The organism is Actinomadura chibensis NBRC 106107, assembly GCF_001552135.1.
In the GTDB taxonomy this organism is placed as follows: domain Bacteria; phylum Actinomycetota; class Actinomycetes; order Streptosporangiales; family Streptosporangiaceae; genus Spirillospora; species Spirillospora chibensis.
On sequence record NZ_BCQP01000043.1, the window covers coordinates 1 to 19,737 of the forward strand.

General features: G+C 69.8%; 16 protein-coding genes. 9 read left to right on the plus strand and 7 right to left on the minus strand.

The genetic code is table 11. The features are described from left to right. Positions 1–240 precede the first annotated feature (240 nt). From ACH01S_RS24755 to drmC, 4 genes are all read left to right on the plus strand, one after another. Positions 241–1,521 (plus strand): recombinase family protein, encoded by a 1,281-nt coding sequence (locus ACH01S_RS24755; RefSeq protein WP_067896047.1) that lies wholly within the window; start codon positions 241–243, stop codon positions 1,519–1,521. An 82-nt stretch (positions 1,522–1,603) separates the two neighbouring features. After that, complete coding sequence (drmA, locus tag ACH01S_RS24760; RefSeq protein WP_067896049.1) at positions 1,604–5,368, plus strand: DISARM system helicase DrmA; 3,765 nt, start codon at positions 1,604–1,606, stop codon at positions 5,366–5,368. Further along, complete coding sequence (gene drmB / locus ACH01S_RS24765) at positions 5,368–7,425, plus strand: MrfA Zn-binding domain-containing protein (protein WP_067896051.1); 2,058 nt, start codon at positions 5,368–5,370, stop codon at positions 7,423–7,425. The genes drmA and drmB overlap by 1 nt, the downstream gene beginning before the upstream one ends. Beyond that, positions 7,415–8,119, plus strand: coding sequence for a DISARM system phospholipase D-like protein DrmC (gene drmC / locus ACH01S_RS24770; RefSeq protein WP_067896054.1), 705 nt, complete (start codon positions 7,415–7,417; stop codon positions 8,117–8,119). Before drmB ends, drmC begins: the two co-directional genes overlap by 11 nt. A gap of 651 nt (positions 8,120–8,770) precedes the next feature. Here the strand turns inward: drmC and ACH01S_RS24775 are convergent. Continuing rightward, a complete protein-coding gene (locus ACH01S_RS24775) occupies positions 8,771–8,953 on the minus strand; it encodes a hypothetical protein (protein WP_067896057.1) in 183 nt (60 codons plus the stop codon). A gap of 96 nt (positions 8,954–9,049) precedes the next feature. Here ACH01S_RS24775 and ACH01S_RS24780 point away from each other — a divergent pair, with 96 nt between their 5' ends. Next, positions 9,050–12,451, plus strand: a complete 3,402-nt coding sequence (locus ACH01S_RS24780) for a hypothetical protein (protein ID WP_148344491.1) — start codon at positions 9,050–9,052, stop codon at positions 12,449–12,451. 68 nt (positions 12,452–12,519) lie between these two features. Here the strand turns inward: ACH01S_RS24780 and ACH01S_RS24785 are convergent, their stop codons facing one another. Continuing rightward, complete coding sequence (locus ACH01S_RS24785) at positions 12,520–13,032, minus strand: CBS domain-containing protein (protein WP_067896063.1); 513 nt, start codon at positions 13,030–13,032, stop codon at positions 12,520–12,522. A 34-nt stretch (positions 13,033–13,066) separates the two neighbouring features. Next, the gene (locus ACH01S_RS24790) at positions 13,067–13,351 is read right to left on the minus strand and encodes an SHOCT domain-containing protein (protein WP_067896069.1); all 285 of its coding nucleotides are present in this window, start codon (positions 13,349–13,351) and stop codon (positions 13,067–13,069) included. A gap of 140 nt (positions 13,352–13,491) precedes the next feature. Here ACH01S_RS24790 and ACH01S_RS24795 point away from each other — a divergent pair, with 140 nt between their 5' ends. The 3 genes from ACH01S_RS24795 to ACH01S_RS24805 all read left to right on the plus strand — a co-directional run bounded on the left by ACH01S_RS24795 (position 13,492) and on the right by ACH01S_RS24805 (position 16,745). Continuing rightward, a complete protein-coding gene (locus tag ACH01S_RS24795; RefSeq protein WP_067896074.1) occupies positions 13,492–14,373 on the plus strand; it encodes a universal stress protein in 882 nt (293 codons plus the stop codon). Continuing rightward, positions 14,370–14,867 (plus strand): flavodoxin domain-containing protein, encoded by a 498-nt coding sequence (locus ACH01S_RS24800; RefSeq protein WP_218010382.1) that lies wholly within the window; start codon positions 14,370–14,372, stop codon positions 14,865–14,867. Before ACH01S_RS24795 ends, ACH01S_RS24800 begins: the two co-directional genes overlap by 4 nt. A gap of 159 nt (positions 14,868–15,026) precedes the next feature. Beyond that, positions 15,027–16,745 carry a GAF domain-containing sensor histidine kinase gene (locus ACH01S_RS24805; RefSeq protein ID WP_067896082.1) on the plus strand — a complete coding sequence of 573 codons (1,719 nt, stop codon included), beginning with the start codon at positions 15,027–15,029 and terminating at the stop codon, positions 16,743–16,745. Between the two features lie 42 nt (positions 16,746–16,787). Here ACH01S_RS24805 and argF read toward each other — a convergent pair whose 3' ends face one another. The 4 genes from argF to ACH01S_RS24825 all read right to left on the minus strand — a co-directional run bounded on the left by argF (position 16,788) and on the right by ACH01S_RS24825 (position 19,339). Continuing rightward, a complete protein-coding gene (argF, locus tag ACH01S_RS24810; protein WP_067896086.1) occupies positions 16,788–17,723 on the minus strand; it encodes an ornithine carbamoyltransferase in 936 nt (311 codons plus the stop codon). Positions 17,724–17,745: 22 nt separating this feature from the next. Further along, positions 17,746–18,597 carry a universal stress protein gene (locus ACH01S_RS24815; protein ID WP_067896091.1) on the minus strand — a complete coding sequence of 284 codons (852 nt, stop codon included), beginning with the start codon at positions 18,595–18,597 and terminating at the stop codon, positions 17,746–17,748. Positions 18,598–18,612: 15 nt separating this feature from the next. Continuing rightward, on the minus strand, positions 18,613–18,837 hold the full coding sequence (locus ACH01S_RS24820; protein ID WP_067896094.1) for a hypothetical protein: 225 nt from the start codon (positions 18,835–18,837) through the stop codon (positions 18,613–18,615). 127 nt (positions 18,838–18,964) lie between these two features. Next, positions 18,965–19,339, minus strand: a complete 375-nt coding sequence (locus tag ACH01S_RS24825) for a hypothetical protein (RefSeq protein ID WP_067896096.1) — start codon at positions 19,337–19,339, stop codon at positions 18,965–18,967. A 205-nt stretch (positions 19,340–19,544) separates the two neighbouring features. Here ACH01S_RS24825 and ACH01S_RS43810 point away from each other — a divergent pair, with 205 nt between their 5' ends. Then, positions 19,545–19,727 (plus strand): hypothetical protein, encoded by a 183-nt coding sequence (locus ACH01S_RS43810; RefSeq protein ID WP_148344490.1) that lies wholly within the window; start codon positions 19,545–19,547, stop codon positions 19,725–19,727. The last annotated feature ends 10 nt before the right edge of the window (positions 19,728–19,737 follow it).

Sequence of the window (19,737 nt, forward strand, 5' to 3'; positions counted from 1 at the left end):
GGGTGCCCCAGACTGCGGCGTATTCCAGGTTGGCGGTGGCGGCGGGCCAGGAGCGGGACTGGATGGCGCGGGTGATGGTGAGGCCGTCGGTGACCATCGCGTCCAGACCGACCTCGCGGGTGTCGCCCTGGGCCACCGTGTTCGTGGCGATCAAGCCCAGAGTGCCGTTCTTTCGCAAGAGAGAGGTCGCACCTTCACGGCTAGCAATCATTGCCTGAACATGGCGCGACAGTGTGAATCATGAACGTCGACCACGCCCGCCGGTGCGCCCTCTACGCCAGGCTCAGCGTCACCAAGGAAGAGTCTGTCTCAATCGCTCGCCAGCTCCGTTCTTGCCGCAGGTACGCTGAAGCTCGCGGTTGGGAGGTCGTGGGCGAGTTCGTTGACGACGGTGTCTCCGCAACCGCCAGCCGCCCCGAGGATCGGAAGGGCTGGACCGCGCTCCTGGCCGCGGACGACTTCGATGCCGTGGTGATATGGAAGGTGGACCGGCTCGCGCGGCGGGTACTGGACTTCCTCCACGCGGACGAGATGCTGCAGAAGCGGGGCGCGGGTCTCGTCGCAGTCGAGGACCCGATTGACATGACCAGCCCGCAGGGACGCGCATTCGCGGTGATGCTCGCCGTGTTCGGGGAGATGGAGGCCGAGGCCATCCGGGCACGGGTGCGTGCGGCTCGGGCTCAGCTGATCAAGGACGGTCGCTTTGTGGGTGGTGGCATCCCGTATGGCTACCGTTCGGCAGCGAACCCGGACGGACCAGGCCGGGTGCTGGTCAAGGACCCTGAGCGTATCGGGTGGCTGATCGATGCCGTCGCGATGGCCCTCCGTGGCTCCACCGTCAACTCCATCGCGACGTGGCTGACCGTCCAGAACGCACCACTTCCCGATGGCCTGGAGACCAACCGGCGGGCAGGCGGCGTTGCGTGGAACCGGCAAACAGTGGACGGGCTCTTACGTAACCCGATTCTGGCAGGGATGACCCCGCACAATCCGGGACGAGCTCGGAGCGCCAAGCGCGTGGATCCGTTCGCGGTGGTCCGCGACGAGCAAGGCACCCCGGTCGTCAATAAGTCGCTGGCCGTCATCACGGTCGAGGAGTTCTCTCAACTGCAGCACATCCTCGACTCGCGCACCAGCCCGCAGGCCCGCAAACAGCGCGACCGGGAGAGGACGAGCCCGTTCCTGTCGCGTGTCGCCCACTGCGACGACTGCGATGTGTACATGTGCCGAGGCACAAATCAAAAGCGACCTGTCCTCTACTGTCCGAGGTGCAAACAGACGCTAAGCCGAACAACGCTCGACCCCTACCTCGTACAGCGCCTTCTGTCAGAGCGGGGGAACGAGCAGTTCGCGGAGTCGACCGTTCAGGTGTGCTGGGACGCAGCCGGCACCGACGAGGCAGCGCGGCGAGAGATTCTTCTATCCCAGCTGGACAGCCTGCGTATCCGCCGAGGCATCGTAGGGCGCTACTTCGATGAGGAGCGTGTTCTCCTTCGCTGGAAGCGGCATGATAGCGGTTGATCTCCGCTCTACCGAACCGTCTCCCGGAGGGGGCCACCGAGGAGCTAACTCGTTGTCGGCTCCTTGCGGCACACTGTGACCTATGACGGAGGGAACTGCTGACGCCGCGGGGCCGCAGGCGCCGTACGAGCTGAACTTCGAACTAGACGGTTCTTCGTATGCGGTGCGCGAGAACCTCGTGGACATCCTTCGGCGTGAATTGCTCGGCCCGATCCGCGGGCCGGAGGAGACGCTTCCGTTCAGTCCGCGTTCGCAGTACCTCGTGGGTCATATCGCGCCGGTCAAGCTCGCAGGTTCCGCGCAGGCGGACGATGGCTCGGAAGGGTCCCCCGAGCGCGGTCAATTGATCGAGACGCGAACTGATGATCACGCTGCCCATGACCAGCGTGGTGTTCCAGCGTTCGCCGCCGATGAGACCGGGGCCGACGCCGAAGACGACGACACTGAGGACCGGACGCCGAAGCAAGGATTGATGGTTCCCGCGTCGATGGGGTTGCGGTTTCAGGTTCCGACCGATCTTGAGTCGTTCACAGTGACAGCGTCTTGGGGGGCCTACGCGTCGATCGAGACGGGCAAGGTGACCAAGGCCGGCCGTCGGATCCGGCACTACCAACGGACCCCGATCAAGGTGCGGCGCGCCATAACGCTCGCTGACCTGAAGCCCGGTCGTACCTCGACCGTTTCGCTCCGCGAGTCGATCTGTCTGAGAGTGGACCGGTACGAGGACCCGGAGTTCGGGCGCGTTCTCGTGGAAATCGCGTTGTGCAACGACCGTGAGACGCCGACGCCGATCCCGATCAACATGTGGATGTTCCAAACCGAGCTCCGCGTCGACGCGGGCGGAGCAGAGGTGTTCCTGCCCGTCCGAGATGTGATGGACCACGTCTGGCCGGAGCATGACGACGAGGTCAAGCGGCTCAATCTGCAGTATCGCAATCGGCTGGAGTTCGCGATCGGCCGTACCTGCTCGGTTGACTGGGTGGTGCGAAAGGGGGCCAGGCGGGCGACCGAGGTGTCGACTACTTGGTTGCCGGTGGCCGAGACGCCGCAGACCAGGGCGCTGTCGGCCGCCGATGCGCGGGCCGCCGACGCACCTGAGGAAGTGAAGCTGCTCGGCCGGGCCGTCATGTCGATGGACGCACTGTCGCTGGCGACGTCCGACGAGGTGCGTGCAGGGTTGCGCCCGCTGATCGACGGTTACGAGGTCTGGCTCGACAAGCAGACGCGGACTGCCGCCTCACTGCCCGCGCACTTACGGGAGAGCGCCGAGCTCGCGCTGTGGGAGGCCAGGCAGGCTCACCAGCGGCTGGTGGACGGTCTCGAGCAAGTCGCGAGCGACCAGGAGGCGTTGCGCTGCTTCCAGTTCATGAACCGGGTGATGCGTGACCAGCGCATAGCCTCGCAGGTCGCCGCGACTCGCGCATCGGACTCCGCGATCACGATCGCGCAGGCACAAGCCGAAGTCGCCGCGAAGGGCGCGGATGCGGCGTCGTGGCGTCCGTTCCAGCTGGCCTTCATCTTGATGCAGCTCGGCGCGCTCACCGATCCGACGGCTCCGCTGCGCAGCGCCGATCATCAGGCGCGGGTGGAGCTGCTGTTCTTTCCTACGGGTGGCGGTAAGACAGAGGCGTACCTGGGGCTCGCGGCCTATACGTTCGCGATCCGCCGCCGCAGGGGCATCGTGGCATCGGCTGATGGGCCGTTGGATGGACGTGACGGTGTCGCGGTGCTGATGCGATACACACTGCGGCTGCTGACCGCGCAACAGTTCCAGCGTGCAACGGCCCTGATGTGCGCCGCCGAGTTGGCGCGGCTGGAAGACGAGGGCACGTGGGGTACCGAGCCGTTCCGGATCGGGCTGTGGGTCGGCACGGACGTCAGCCCCAAGCGGTTCGAGGAAGCCGATGAGCAACTGACCAAGGCCAACGAGTACGGCTCGCACCGGTTGACGGTGCTGCAGATCCAGCGGTGTCCGTGGTGCGGCACTCCGATCACTGCGGCGCAGGTGAAGACGGATGTCACCGTGCGGCGCGTTTTCGTGTACTGCGGTGACGAACTCGCGCGCTGCCCCTTCGCCAAGGGCGGCGCCGTCAGCGAAGGCCTGCCCGTGCTCACCGTGGACGAAGAGGTCTACCGGCTCGCCCCCGCATTCGTGATCGCCACGGTCGACAAGTTCGCCCGGCTGGCCCGCGAGGGCGAGGCCGCGGCGTTGTTCGGGTACGTGAGCCGGCGCTGCGGCAGGCACGGGTATGTGCACCCGGATTACGTCAAGTGCGATGTCAACACGACGCACCCGAAGAGCAAGGACGGGCATCCGGCCGCGACGGTACGGCCGGTGGATCGACTTCGTCCGCCAGATCTGATCATTCAGGACGAGCTGCACCTGATCACCGGGGCGCTCGGCACCTCGGTGGGCCTGTTCGAGGTCGCTGTCGAGACACTGTCATCGTGGGAGACCCCGGACGGTGACCCGGTGCGGCCGTTGATCGTGGCGTCGACCGCGACAGTGCGGAATGCTCAAGATCAGGTGCGGGGCCTGTACGGCAGGCAGGTGGACATCTTCCCTCCGCAGGTGCTGGACGTGGCCGACACGTTCTTCTCGCAGGAAGTGCCGATCGACCGCGACAACCCCGGACGCCTCTACGTCGGTGTGAGCGCGCAGGGAGTGCGCCTGTCGAGCGCGGAGATCCGGGTGTCGGAGGTCCTGCTGTCGGCCGGCCAGCTGCTCTTCGACCGTGCCGAGGCGGCGGCCGACCCGTACATGACCCTGGTCGGCTATTTCAACGCGACCCGGGAACTGGCGGGCATGGCCAGGTACATGGCCGACGACGTGCAGACGCGCGTCAAGCGGCCCCGTCAGGGCTCCGGCTTCACTCCGCGCCTGGGCACTTCCTTCGGACTTCTCCACCTTGGGGAGCTGACCGCCCGGATCGCGTCAGCGGAGGTCGGCCGCACCCTCGACCGCCTCGGGCTCGAATTCGACGTCGGCTACGACACGACCAAGGCCCTCCGCGCCCGGCTGGCCGCACAGGAGGCCGGCAAGAAGGTGCCCAAACGGACCGAGATGCCGTTCGATGTCGTCCTGGCGACGTCCATGCTGCAGGTCGGCGTAGACGTGCAGCGCCTGGGGTTGATGCTGGTAGTCGGGCAGCCAAAGAACACAGCCGAGTACATCCAGGCGTCGTCCCGGGTCGGGCGTGACGCCTCCGAACGGCCTGGCCTGGTCGTATCCCTGGGGAATTGGGCACGGCCCCGAGACCTGGCGCATTTCGAGCAGTTCCGTCACTACCACGACACCTTCTACGCCCAGGTCGAGGCACTGTCGGTCACGCCGTACTCCCCGACATCACTGGCACGGGGAATCGATGGGCTACTGGTAAGCGCAGCGCGTGTCGTACAGGCGCCGCTCACCGACGGGCTGTCACCGGAGCGGAACGCCTGGCGGATCAAAGATCAGCGGGACGCCGTTGAGGCACTGGCCGAGCGGCTCAAGGCACGTATCGCCGCGGCCGCCCAGAGCGACGAAGCCGCCAAGCAGGCAAGCGACCTGCTGGTCAACCGCATCGACAGATGGAGCCAGCGCGCCAAACACGCCAGCGACTCCAGCAGGACGCTCGTCTACGAACGCACCGGCGACGGCGACCAGTACCTGCCTTTGATCATCAGCCCAGAGAACTCCCAAGCGGGCGTGGGCCGCACGTCGCAAGCGCCGTTCGTGATCGCGAACTCGATGCGTGAGGTTCAGCCGGAGGTCAACGTGCTGGTCAGCCCGCTGCCCGAACGGTTGTTCGCGCGGACACCCGATGACGCGCCGGAGTGGACGCTGCCCGCGGAGGAGGACGACTGATGGCCGACACTCCCGCCCCTGGGTCATCGGAGATGCTGCACGACGCCGAGGAGGTGCTCGACCCGCTCAGCGACGTGGAGGAAGGCGTCACCAAGAACCGCGCCAAGGTCGGTTCCGCACGCCCGTCCTCGCTGCTCTACACCTACGGTCCCGGCGCCATCATGGACCTGCCGGGATTCTCCGTGATGCCCGCTGGTCTGGACGACTGGGAACCGATCTGGAAACGCCGTGAGCACGTCCCGACGATCCTGGAGCCCCGGCTGCTCAAGGTCGTCCGGCTGCATCTGGGTTCGCAGGTCGACGCGTTGAGGCCGTACCCATGGCAACCAAAACGCGGCGGGACGTCCACCGAAGGCAACGACCTCGGTGTGCCGGCGCGCGTGTTCCCGCAGTGGTTCCGCTGCACCGGGTGCGACTACCTCGGCCCCCTGACGAGGTTCAGCTACACCAACACCCACCCCTTCCGCCCCGATCTGGCCCAGTTCACCCATAAGAACTGCCCAGGCCGAGGCGGGAAGCGCACAGCCTCGACTGGACGCAGGCGAGAGAGCCCTGCGGTCCCGGCCCCGCACCTGATGACCTGCGCCAATGGGCACCTCGACGAGTTCCCCTACAAGCTATGGGTGCACCGGGGCGCCTCATGCCCCAAGGCCGAGAACCCGGACCTGAAGATGCGCGACGCCAACGTCGGTAAGAGCGTCGGTTCGATCATCGGATGCGTCCCCTGCGGCGCGACCCGCGGTATGGCCGAGGCCCAAGGCGCCACCGGGCGCGGGCGCATCCCACAGCAGTGCCGTGGCCGCCACCCCCACCTCAACGCCTTCGACACCGGCTGCAACGCGCGCCCAGCGATGATCATGATGGGTGCGTCCAACCTGTGGTTCGCCTCCACTCAGCGGATCATCGTCATGCCGCGCACCGATGCCGAGGAGGCGGAGGCACTGGCCGCCAAGCTTCGCGGCGAACTCGGCGTCGAGCAGGTGCGACAATTCGGCGACCAGATCCCGGTGATCCGAGCACTCGCCAAAGCGCGCGACATCGACGTTGACGACGTCACCGACGAGGACATCGCCGGCGCGGTCGCGCATGTACTCGCCCCGGCCGACTCCGAGGAGGTCCGCCAGGAGAAGTTGGCCAACTGGGACCCCGTGGAACTGCTCGTACCCGAGTGGCGGTACCTGCAGAAACCAGCGCTGTTCCCACAGCAGCAGAACTCAAGCGGCCTGATGGTCACCGAGACGGCGCGCGGACCGGAACTGCACGACGGGATCAGCCGGGTGGTCGCGGTCAACCAGATGAAACGCGTCAACGCCGTTCTCGGCTTCACCCGTCTCGACGAGATGGACCGCGTCAACGATCTGGAGAGCCGGCTGGTCAAGCTCACCCGCTCAGGCAAACCGGCCTGGGTACCCGCCACCGAAGACCGCGGCGAAGGCATCTTCCTGCAACTCGACCTTGAGAAAGTCCACGCGTGGGAACAGATGATTCTCGGCACGTCCACATGGCGGGCACACCGTCAAGCGCACCGCCGCAACTTCCAGCGACGGTTCTCCGAGACCGCCGAACGCGTCGACCCGGACACACGACTTCCCGCGCCCCGCTACTGGCTGCTGCACACCTTCGCGCACATCCTCATCCGCGAAATGGCGATGTCCTGCGGCTACGGCGCGGCCAGCCTCAGCGAACGCATCTACGGATGGGCTCGGACACCACAACGTGACGCCGCCGCCGGCCTCCTCATCTGCACAACCGCATCCGACAGCGAAGGCACACTCGGCGGACTCGTCGCGCTCTCCGAACCCCAGCGCCTGCAAAGATTGGTTCTATCCGCACTCCGCCGAGCCGCACGATGCTCATCCGACCCCGTCTGTGCGATGCGCACCCCCAGCGACCCGGAAGACTTCCTGCACGGAGCCGCCTGCCACTGCTGCACGTTCGCCTCGGAAACCTCCTGCGAGAAGGCCAACCGCTTCCTGGAGCGACGCTTCCTGCTCAGCCTCCCCACCGCCACGGGAGAGCCCGTGCCCGGGTTCTTCGGGAGCGTCAGTGACCTCTAATCCCCAAAGCGCGCTCGGTGAATACCTCACGGCCGGTGAAGCCGCGGGCCTCGCGATCCAGCTTTCCAGCGGCCAGCATGTGGTCAAAGCGCTGGGTGCCATCAGCGTTTCCCGTCGCGACCGCGTACGCGAGTTACTGAAGGCCGCCCAGATCGGCCATGCCGATCCCGAGCGGTCCGCCGCCGTGCTCCACGCCATCGCCGGGGCCAAGGCCGTTCCGCATGATCTGGTACCGGTCTGGACCATGCCCGGCAACGAGGCCACGACCGGTCACCTCACCGGCGAGTTTCACCGCCTCGTACAAGCCGCCCGCCAGTCCGTCACCTGCGCGACCTACAATTTCGAACCCACTTCCCAGATGTGGACGGTGCTCAGGCACGCCTCCGAGCAGCCCGGTGTCGCCGTCACCGTCTACGTCGACGGTGCCATAGCCGATATGACCACGGTCAAGGCCCAACTTCCCCGCGCCACGATCTATAAGTCCGCCACGTTGCCGGACGGCAGGCAAATCGTCAGCCACGCCAAGTTCGTCATCATCGACCATCAAATACTGCTGCTGACCAGCGCCAACTTCTCCTACAGCGCCGAAAACCGCAACATCGAATTCGGCCTCCTCGTACGCGACTCCGCCCTCGCAGGAGCCGTCGAGGCCACCATGACCAGTAAGCACGGAACGCTGTACGAACTGGCTTGAGAATCTGATGCGCCCCCGCTCGCTGGAGGCCTGGCCCTGTGATGCGCACGTATATGGATAAAGCCTTCGGAATGCGCGACGGGGCGGATTGATTGCGTACGGTGAAGTGACCGTAACGCCCGCAGAAGGTAACTCCAGGAGCATGAGGCTGCTCTGTGCCTACAAACGGCGGGTGTGGAGTTGAAGGTGGTGCAGGAGATGCTGGGGCATTCCAGCATCGTGCTGACCGCCGATACCCACACCAGTGCCCCGCCCAGGTCTTGTAGGGCTTCTGTTCCTGCATCCTGTCCCAGGGGCCCGTCCCGGCCCCAGGCATGATCAACCAGCGCGGCGTAGAGCGCGGTTGCCCTGGTCGGGGGTGGTGGGTTGCTTGAGACTCGAACCCACAACCTACGGATCAAGTCGCCTGCCCTCGGATCAGAGCAATGCGTCAGTATCAGGTTATTCCGCTCTGTCCACGTCCAGCGCCATCCCATGCCGCCAGCTCCCGGTCCTTGCCAGTCCTTTCGAAACTGCCGAGCAGACAACGAGCCGAATGGTCGTACGGCGCCTGTGGATAGGCGTCCACGCGAGCTGGCGAGCATTCATGTCCGGCGGCACTCGGGCCGCCTCCCAGTGCTGGGGTTGGGAGGCGGTCGGTGCGGTCCTGCGCTAGCGGTAGGCGGGGAGGGCGGTGAAGAAGATGATGAGGGTCGTCGCCGCGGCGCCGCCTCCGGCGAGGACGGCGGCCGGGACCGAGGCGCCGTTGGCGCGGGAGGTGAGGGCGGTGCCGAACGCGATGTTCAAGGCGACCGACAGGGCGAGGAGGAGAAGAAGAATCTGTACGCTGCTCATGGGGATGGACGCTGGTGGTCCACCTGGGGGTCCACCCACCTTCGCGATGAGGTTCGCTTCCACACTCCGCTGACCTGCCGTCCCGCATTAGGGTCGATGGGGGTCCAGTACGCCGGGGGCGGACGGGAGTGGACGGGGATGACGGAGGCGGGCTACTTCGGGCGCATCGAGCGGCTTGTCGAGGTGCGCGACGGCCTGCTGGAGCGCGAGCCGTCCAACCGGGCGATCGCGAGACGGGTCGGAGTGACGCCCACGACCGTCTCGTCCTGGCTCGGCGGGAAGAAGTTCCCCAAGACGGTCGATCCGGTGCTGGTGGTCGTCAAGCTCGTCTGGGCGCAGGCGAAGGCGCGCGGCAAGCTGGACGACGAACTGGCGTCCTTCTTCGAGGCGGACGCGTGGCGCGACGCCTATGACGCGGAGGCCCGGCGGCGGGCCGACGCGGTGGGAGCCGCCGTGCGCGGCGGGCAGGCCGCGCGGGCACTGGCCGAGGACGCGGCGGGACGTCCGCTCCACGAGTTCGCCGCCGATCCGCTGGAGTTGGAGGTGCACCGGGCGATCGACCTGGGCGAGGCGTCGGCCGGGTTACACGTCCTGCCCAGTTATGTTCGACGACCGCACGACGAGCGACTGGACGAGGTCGTCAGCCGTGCGGAGCGGGGTGCCAGCGGCGTCGCCGTGCTGGTCGGCGGATCGTCCACCGGCAAGACGCGGGCCTGCTGGGAGGCCGTCCAGCGGCTTCCGGACGGTTGGCGGCTCTGGCATCCGATCAGCCCCGGACGTCCCGACGGTGTGCTCGCCGACCTCGACCGCGTCGTTCCCCGCACGGTGGTCTGGCTGAACGAATCGCAGCACTACCTGCTCCATGCCGGCTTGGGGGAGCGGGTCGCGGCGCGGCTCCGGGAATTGCTCCGGGACGCCGATCGGGCCCCCGTCCTCCTGCTCGGTACCATCTGGCCGCAGTACTGGCGGACGATCACCGACGAGCCCGAGGACGGCGACCCTGACCTGCACGGGTCGGCTCGCGCGCTGCTCGCCGGTCGCGGCATCGCGGTTCCGGACGCGTTCGAGGGCCGCGCGCTGCTCCAGGCCCGGCGCGCCGCCGACCACGATCCCCGTATCGCCCAGGCCGTCGAGAAGGCGTCCGGCGGGCAGATCACGCAGTACCTCGCGGGCGTGCCCGCACTGCTCCTGCGGTACCAGACCGCCCCTTTCGAGGTGAAGGTCCTCCTGCACGCCGCCATGGACGCTCGCCGATTCGGTCTCGGCCCCGAGTTGCCGCTAGCGTTCCTGGAGGCGGCGACCCCCGGCTACCTGACAGACGCGCAATGGGGCCGAACGAAGGACGGCTGGTTCTCCGAAGCCCTGGAGTACGCCGGGACATCTGTACACGGACTACCAGGGCCATTGGCCAAGGTCCGGCCCAGGGGCTCGCTCCGGGAACACGGTCCTGTCTATCGGCTCGCCGATTCCCTGGAGGAGGTCGGACAGGAGGAGCGCGCGGCCGTCCTCCCTCCGGACACCTTCTGGTACGCCGCCGCCGAAACCGCACCCCCAGAGGCGGTGCAGGACCTCATCCCCGCCGCCTACATCCGGGGTCTGGTCAGGTTCGCGACCGGTTGGTGCAGGCGGGCCGCGGAGGCGGACGGCGGCGTCGGCGGACACTGGGCGGTCGGCTGGATCCAGCACTACGCCCCGGAGACGATGGCCGACGCGCTGGCCTGGGCCGTACGGCGCTCCAGCCTGTCGGACGCGATGCACGCGACGCTGCTGTTCTGGAGGATCGACAGATGGGAGGACCCGGAGAAGGCGGGCCTCGCTCGGGAGTTCGCCCGGCGGGTCGCCGCCGAGGTCGGCCTGAGCTCGCCCGGACCGCTGAGTGACCTGCTGGACCAGTATCTGCACGGCGAGGAAGCGGCGGAACTGCTCGCCCGCGATCCGGCGCGACACGTGCCCCTCGCGGATCTGGACGCGGCCCGCGCCCTGCTCCGGACCTTGCGGCGGATCGATGCTCACGACCAGGCCGACGTTCTCGCGGAACGCATCGCGGACTCCGCCGTCCGCGATCCCGACAGGTTGGGGAGAGCCCTGTACATCCTGGAGGGGGAGGAGGCCGCGGAACGACTGGCGATACGTTCCGTGAACACGACCGGCACACGGGACCCGAGGGCCCTCGCGATGGTCCTGCGGGACTTGGAGCGTGCGGCCCCCGAGTCCCTCCGCGCCTATCTCGATGACGTTCCGGTCGGGGCCGTCGATATCAGCGAGCCGATGTGGGCGGCGGGGCTCGTGCGAACCCTCGGCGATATCGGTGCGCAGGACCAGGCACGGTCGCTTCTGGGCAGGATGATCGATGACTGCGTTCCGGAGAATGCCTTCGAGCTCCTCGCCGGGCTCCTGGAGATGGGCGTCCTCAAGGCCGCGTTGCCGGAACTACTCGCCAGCCCCGCCGTTCTCACCACCCTCGGCTCTCACCTCGAAGCTCTCCGCTGGGTGCTGGAGGCGCTGGACGACGACACCAGAACGAGCTTGATCGACCGGGTGGTGACAGGCACCACGCGGCCCTTCACCAAGCTCCAGGAGTTGAAGTGGGTGCTGCCCGTGTTGTCCGAGCCCGACGCCGGGCGGCTGCGGTCCCATCTCGTCGCGACGGCCGACCTCGACGACCCGGCCGTGCTGGCTCAAATCCTCCCCGAGCTCGGCGACGACGCCCTGGCGGCCGCTCTGGAGAAGGTCGACGTCTCCACCGTCCGACTCGACGATCCCGCCGGGATCGTCGTCCTGCTCGCGGCGTTGCGCGACACCGGCGGCACCGACCGCGTCGGCGCACTGCTCGACCGCGATCCCGCGCGGCACATCGCCATGGCCGACACGGACGCGGTCATCGCGCTCCTGCGACTCTTCGTCGACCTGGACGCGACCCGCCAGATCACCACCCTCATCCGGCGGCTGGAACACCCGGCCCCCGAGATCCGGCTGAACGGCCCCCGCCTGCTGGAAGCACTGCACGAACTGAACCTGCCGTTCGCAGGCGTCGCGGACGGCCTCGTCGCCACCGCGGGCCTCACCTCCGCCGATCAGGTCGCGGACCTGCTCGGCACGCTCCTCGATCTGGACGCCGGCGCGCAGGTCACGGCGCTGCTCGAACGCCGTCCCGCCTCGTGCCTCCGCTGGTCGGACACACGGATGGAACGCCACTTCCTGCCCCGCCTGCTCGGCCTGCTCGTCTCGGCCGGAGCACTCCAGGAGGCCGACCGCCTCGCCGACTGGATCAGCGAGACCGCCGGCCTCTCCCGCCGGGGAACCGTCGGCGACCTGGCGGGCGCGCTGCGAGAACACGGCTTCACCGGGCAGGTCGAGGCCCTCGCCGACCGGGCCGCCGACTCCGGCGAGTTCGACCTCGCACAGGCGATCAGCCCTCGCGTCGCCGAGCTGTACCCGTACGGCCGAGAGCCGGACGGCACCCCGTCCCCACGCTGGGACTGGCACGACCTCGACTGAGCTGGAAGCGACGGGCCGTCTTCATGAGCCCATCGTCTGCTCTTGCTGGGCCGGGCTCCGTGTAGTGGTCAGTCGGGGCCTATTCGGCTTCGGTCCGGGTGGCCCGGGGGTTGGGGGAGTACCGGCTCGACCCGGTACAGGGACGGCATGCCCGCGCTGCGCGGTGCGATCTCACGGTGTGTACCGGCGAGGGCGGCGATCAGGTCGCGGGCGGTGACCAGGCCGACCAGGGCGCCGTGCTCGTCGGTCACGGGCGTGTAGTCGGTGCCGGCCTCCAGCATGGCCCGGGCCGCCTCGGCCACGGTGGCCCGCGGGCGCACCGCGGCGGGGTGGCGGTGCGGCAGGAGGGTGGTCACGGGACGCCGGGCGTCGCGCGGGGTGGTGGCGTTCCAGGCCGCGGTGAGGGTCTGGGCGTCGACGACCCCGAGGAAGCCGCCCTGGACGTCGGCGACCGGCAGGTGGTGCACCTCGGCCTTGCACATCAGCTCCCAGGCCATGAGCACCGATTCGTCCTCGGCGATGGTGAGCAGGTCGCGGGACATCAGTTCGGCGACGGCGCGCCGCTCCAGCGGCTCGGTCATGGCTCCCCCTCTTCGGCCCTGTGCCGCCCGTACATCAACGCAGCTTCGCGAGCCGTTCGTCGTACTCCTCGGTGCTGATCTCGCCGCGCGCGTACCGCTCGGCGAGGATCTCCCGGGCGCGTTCCCGTTCCGGCGGCGGCTCGGCCCGGCGCTGCGTCGCGGCGCGGACGACCAGCCATACCGCCGTACCGATCACGGCGACCCAGAACAGCGTCATCAGCGTTCCCCACAGCCACATCCAGCCGGTCCAGCCGTCGTTTCCCATGTGCCCCCAGCGGTCGCCGTCCCCGGCGATCGCCAGCGCGTACCCGATGTTCATGGCGGAACCTCCTGACGTCTCCAGCCTGCGTCCCGCGCGCGTGCGCTCCCAGGGCCGAAGGTCCCGCGGATCGGCGGACCCAGGCCTCTGAACAACGCGTCCGCGGGCGGTGAGGCTCAGAGGAAAGGAGGTGGACGAGAATGGACGGACGAGAGGTCCTGGTCGGTTTCGACGCTTCACCCGCCGCCGCGAGCGCGGTCCGCTGGGCGGCGGCCGAGGCGGTCCTGCGAGGGGTGCCGCTGCGGGTCTGCCATGCGTGGAACTGGCCGTATCCCCAGCGCTCCCAGGACGGTGACGCGCTGGAGATCGTCCGGCGCATGGGCACGCTGACGCTGGACGACGGCGTCCGGCTCGCCCGGGAGGCCGCTCCCGGGCTGGAGGTGCGGCCCGTGCTGCTGCGCGGCACGCCGTCCGGTGCGCTGCTGGACGCGTCGGCGGACGCGGCGCTGATCGTGGTCGGCGCCCGGGGGACGGGCGGGTTCGACAAGCTCCCGCTGGGGTCGGCGGCCGTGCACGTCCCGGCGCACGCCGCGCGCCCGGTGGTCGTGGTGCCCGCCCGGGAGGGGCCCGAGCGCGCGAAGCGGGTCGTCGTCGGGATCGACGGCTCCCCGGCCAGCGAGGCGGCGCTGCGCTTCGCGCTGCGGGAGGCGCGGCTGCGGGGCGCGATGGTGAGGCTGGTGTGCGCGTGGTGGGACCCCGGCGCGCTGCCCGGGCCCGACCGGCTCCCCTTCACCGACCCCCAGGCCGTCAAGGAGCAGGCCAAGGCGCGCTTCACCAGCTCTGTCGGGCCGTGCCTGGTCGACTACCCCGACGTCGCGATCGAGGAGCGGTTCGTGAGGGAGCGCGCCGGGCGCGTCCTGGCCGACAATGCCCAGGACGCGGCGTTGCTCGTGGTCGGCGACCACGGGATCGGGTCGTCCCCCGCGACCCTGCTCGGCGCCGTCACCAGGACGGTGCTGCACGAGCTGCCGAGCCCCGTCGCGGTCGTCCACGAGGGCGACCCGGAATCGGAGGAGTCATGATGCGAGTGCTGGTGGCGTACGCGTCCGAGCGCGGCGGGACCGCCGAGATCGCCGACTGGATCGGCGCCGCGCTGCGCGAGGCGGGGCTGAACGCCGATGTCCGCCCGGCCGGGGAGGTCGCGGCGCTGGACGGCTACGACGCCGCCGTCGTCGGCGGCGCCCTGTACGCGGGGCGGTGGCATCGGGAGGCGCGGCACTTCGTCCGCCACTACGGGGACGCGCTCGCGCATCGCCCGGTGTGGCTGTTCAGCAGCGGGCCGCTTGACCACACCGCCGAGGAGAGGGAGATCGATCCGACGGCCGGTGTCGCCAAGTTCGCCCGGCGGCTGCACGCCCGCGGCCACGCCACGTTCGGCGGACGCCTCTCCCCGGACGCCGGCGGATTCCTGGCGTCCAAGATCGCCAAGCGGTCCAGCGGCGACTTCCGCGACCGCGACCAGGTCGCCGCGTGGGCGTGCGACATCGCCCGGGCTCTGCGCGGAGCCGAGGTATAAGCACGCGCCGCCCTCGGAGTGACCCCGGTCAACCCCGGCCCTTTCCGCGGTTCGAGACGCTGCCCCTGCAGTCGGGGCCGCGAATGGTGACTGTGTGTGCAGGGTGGAGCGGCGTTCTGGGTTCTTACCCAGCGACATTCGGTCGGCGATACTGGCGGTGTGGCTGAGGATTCTGGCGCGGGGCGGGACAGGGCGCGGCTGATCCTGCCGCAACTGCAACTGGACGATTTGCTGACCGAGTTGCAGGCGCGGTTGGAGGCGGCCCGGTCGACGCGTGATCGTGTGCACGCGTTGCTGGAGGCCGTTGTCTCGGTGGGCAGTGAGCTCGATTTGGAGTCGGTGCTGCGGCGGATCACCGAGGCCGCGATCACGCTGGTGGACGCACGTTACGGCGCGCTGGGGGTGATCGGTGAGGAGGGCGAGCGGCTGGTCCAGTTCGTCACGGTCGGTGTCGGTGAGGACGAGATCGAGGCGATCGGGCACTGGCCGGAAGGCCACGGGATCCTCGGGCTGCTGATCCGCGAGCCGCATCCGCTGCGGCTGCCGGATTTGGGCGGGCATCCCGCTTCCAGTGGTTTCCCGGCGAATCATCCGCCGATGCGGTCGTTCCTGGGCGTTCCGATCCGGGTGCGGGACGAGGTGTTCGGGAACCTGTATTTGACCGAGAAGGCGGGCGGGGGTGAGTTCGACCAGGAGGACGAGGTCGTGGTGACCGCGCTGGCGACCGCGGCGGGGGTCGCGATCGAGAACGCGCGGCTGTATGAGGAGACGCGGCGGCGGGAGCGGTGGCTTGAGGCCTCGGGCGAGATCTCCACGGCGCTGCTGTCGGGGACCGATCCGCATGAGGTGACCGCGCTGGTCGCCCAGCGCGCCCGCGAGATCGCCGACGCCGACCTCGCGACGGTGGCGCTCGTTGAGGAGGGCGGCAGGGACTTCCTGGTGGAGTCCGCGCACGGCGAAGGCGCCGAGGGGCTCGAAGGGCTGCGGGTGCCGCTGGACCATTCGGTCGCCGGTCCGGTGTTCGCCGAGGGCGTGGCGCTGCGGTTGGCCGATGGGAGCAAGGCGGCGCAGGAGGCGAACGTCCCGGTGCACGTGCCGATCGGGCCGCTGCTGGTGGTGCCGCTCGGCCTCGGAGCTTCGGCGCGCGGGGTGCTGTCGGTGATCAACCGGCCGGGCGGCGCGGTGTTCTCGGCGGGGACGCAGCGGCTGCTGGAGGCGTTCGCCGGGCAGGCGGCGGTCGCGCTGGAGCTGGCCGAGCGGCGCCGTGACGCCGAGCGGCTGACCCTGCTGGAGGACCGCGACCGGATCGCCCGGGACCTGCACGACACGGTGATCCAGCGGTTGTTCGCGACCGCGATGGGCTTGATGGCGGCGATGAAGCTCATCCAGCGCAAGGAGGTCGCGGTGCGCGTCCAGCGCGCCGTGGACGACCTGGACGACACCATCCGCCAGATCCGCTCCACGATCTTCGCCTTGCAGGGGCCCGAAGTGGAGGAGTCGCTGCGCAGCCGCGTGCACGCGCTGGTGGACGCCGCGACCGAGCAGCTCGGGTTCGCCCCGTCCGTCCGGCTGGACGGCCTGCTCGACACGGCCGTCGACGACGAGACCGGTGAGCATCTCCTGGCCGTGGTGCGGGAGGCGCTGTCCAACGTCGCTCGGCACGCCCAGGCCACCCAGGCGGCCGTGAAGATCGACGTCGGCGACGACGTCACGGTTCTGGTCGAGGACGACGGCGTCGGCATCCCCGAGGGCGGCCGCCGCAGCGGCCTGCGCAACATCGATGAGCGGGCCAGCGGCCTGGGCGGTTCGTGCACCGCCAAACCACGGCCCGGCGGCGGGACGGTGCTGTCCTGGCGCGTCCCCCTCAAGGACGCGTGACCGGGGTACGAACTGACACGCCGCCCAGAGCCGTGACGATCCTCATCGGCGCCCCTTCAGCCGCTCGGTGAGCAGCGCGTACAGCACCGCCTGGGCGGCGGGCAGCCGGTTGGCCGCCTGCCGGAACGCCAGCGAGCGGCCTCCGTCGATGACGCCCGCGGTGACCTCCTCATCGCGATGGGCGGGCAGGCAGTGCATGAAGACGGCGTCGTCGCGGGCCTGTCCCATCAGCCGCTCGTTCACCTGGTAAGGCGCGAGCGCCTTCCTGCGCCGTGCCTGTTCCCCGTCTGGGTCGCCCATGGACAGCCAGACGTCGGTGTAGACGACACTGGCGTCCTTGACGGCCTCGGCGGGGTCGGTGGTGAGGACGAAGCCGCCACCGCCGCTGTCCGCTTCGGTGGCGGTGAAGGTGATGGCCGCGTCCGGCGGCGCGTATCCGGGCGGGGTGGCGACGGCGACGTCCATCCCGGCGAGGGCGGCGGCCTCCATCAGGCTGCGGGCGACGTTGCCGCCGTCCCCGAGGTAGGCGATCCGGTGGCCGCGCAGGGTCCCGAAGTGCTCCTGGATGGTGAGCAGGTCCGTGATGGCCTGGAGCGGGTGGTGTCCGTCGGTGAGCGCGTTGATGACCGGGACGGCCGCGGCCACGGCCAGGTCGGCGACGTCGGTGTCGGCGAAGGTGCGGATGACGATGGCCGCTGCGTAGGAGCTCATCACGCGGGCGGTGTCGCCGATGGTCTCGCCCCGGCGGAGCTGGAGTTCGCCGGGCCCGACCGGGACGGGTGTGCCGCCGAGCCGGGCGACCGCGGCCGCGGTCGACAGGCGGGTCCGGGTGGACGGTTTGGCGAAGTACATCGGCACGATCTGGTGGGCGAGCAGGTGGCCCGCGGATCCGGGTTCCTCCTCGAAGCCGTCGGCCAGCTCCAGCAGGAGGGTGAGGTCGTCGGCGGTGAGGTCGGCGATGCGGAGCAGGTCTTTCATGGGATCACCTCGTCGTGTCGGGTCATTCGTAGGGGCGGACGACGGCGACCGGGCAGTGCGCGTGGTGGATCACGCCGTGGCTGACCGAGCCGAGCGGGACGGAGCGTCCGCGCGAGCCCACGACGACCAGGGCGGCGCCCGCGGAGACCGTGGCCAGCGCCTCGATCGGGTGCCCGGCGACCACGTCCTTGACGACCTTGACCTGCGGGTAGCGCTCCCGCCACGGCGCGAGGGCGGTGGCCAGGCGGCCGCGCAGCGAGTCGGCGAGGATCGGCCACTCCACCCGCGCCTCGATCGCCAGCGCCGGCGGGCGCCAGGCGTGCACCACCCGCAACAGCCCGCCCCGGACGGCGGCCGCGGCGAAGGCGTGGTCGAGCACCGGGGCCGGGTCTTCGGCCAGGTCCAGGCCGACCACGACCTCGTCCGTGGCGGTGTCGCCGCCGTCGCGGACCACGATGACGGGGCCGGGGTAGTGCCCGGCCAGGCGCAGGCTGGTGGAGCCGAGCAGCAGTCCGGTGAAGCCGCCCCGGCCCCGGTGCCCGACGACGACGGCGGTGGCCTCGTCGGCGTACTGGCGCAGCCCGGCGGCGACGGTGCGGTCGTGGACGAGCATGGTCTCGACGCGCAGAGCCGGACGGCGGCGCAGCGCCAGGGCGCGGGCGTCCTCCAGGATCCGGTTGCCGGATTTCACCAGGGCCTCGGAGATGCCGTCGGTGGTGTGCCCGGGACGGTCCAGGGTGGCCGTCTCCACGACGTGGAGGATTCGCAGTGCCGTGCCGGTGTGTGCGGCTTCGTCCGCGGCCCAGCCGATGGCGTGGTCGGAGGACGCGGAGCCGTCGGCTCCGGCCAGGATCGTGGTTCGTCGCGTGGACATGTCCGTCTCCTCAGGTCAGTGCGGTCGGTGGGATGCCAGCGGCGGCAGCAGGAGCAGCTCGTGCGCGCGCCGCGCCGCCGGGGCCGCCGCGCCGCTGTCGGGGGAGTCGAGGGGAGTGCCCTCCAGGGCGGCGGCGAGCAGGCGTACCGCCTCGGTCAGCGCGGCGACCTGCCGCTCCAGTACCGCCACCCGGTGTTCGAGGACCAGGACCGGGGACTCTGGGATGATCTGCCTCGCCATCGTGACGCTCCTCTGCGTTGGCGCGCCGCCCGTTGCCGACGCTTCGCCGATCCCAGCGTCCGCCGCGCGGCCGCCCGTCCGTAGGGACCTTTGTCCCGGTGCGGGCGGCGTCCGTCCTTCATCCGAGCTATCGGCGGTCGCCCTTGCCGGTCGTCCCGGCGTGCCGCGGGGTCTTGCGGAAGGTGTCCCGGCGCTGGACCGAACTCTCCATGCGGGCCCGCAGCCGGGTACCGGCCAGGCCGATGGCCTCCTGCATCGAGGCCGCCGCGGCGTGGGCGTTGACCGGGACCCCATTGAGATCGACGCGGAGCGAGACCAGATTGGGCCTGGGCACGGCGGGGTCGTGGTGCACGCTGAGCGTCACGCTGACGTGCAGGACCGGGCGCGGTGCGTGCGCCAGCACGCGGGTGACGATCTCGTGGGCGCGTCGCACATCGTCCTGGGCCACATCCGTGGTGGCCGTGACCTGGATGTCGAACTGCTCTGGAACTGTGCCAGGCATTGGGAGCCTCCTTCTGCGCGTGGGCCGGTGACATGAACTTTGGCCGCGCGCGGCGGTCGGCCCTAGGGACCTTGGCCCCGGGGGACCCGGCCGTTGGGCCCGGCGCCGCCGCCCGTGGCGCAGACGATGGCGCGGGACGAAGGTCCCCGCGGCCGGTGACCTTGGGGCGCTGATCCGCGCGTCCGGCCCGTTCGATCCTGAGGGCATGACAGACAGGCCCTCGGACGCGTGGCCGTTCGCCTTGCCGACCGATGGCATCGGGCTGAGCGAGGAGAGCCTCTACCTGCGGTTCTTCGGCCCGAACCGGGGCATGGCGAGCACCGTGGCCGGACGAGTCCGCCTGATCCGCGAACCGCGCCCGTCGGCCCTGCCGCGCCGCCTGCGCTGACCGGGGGATA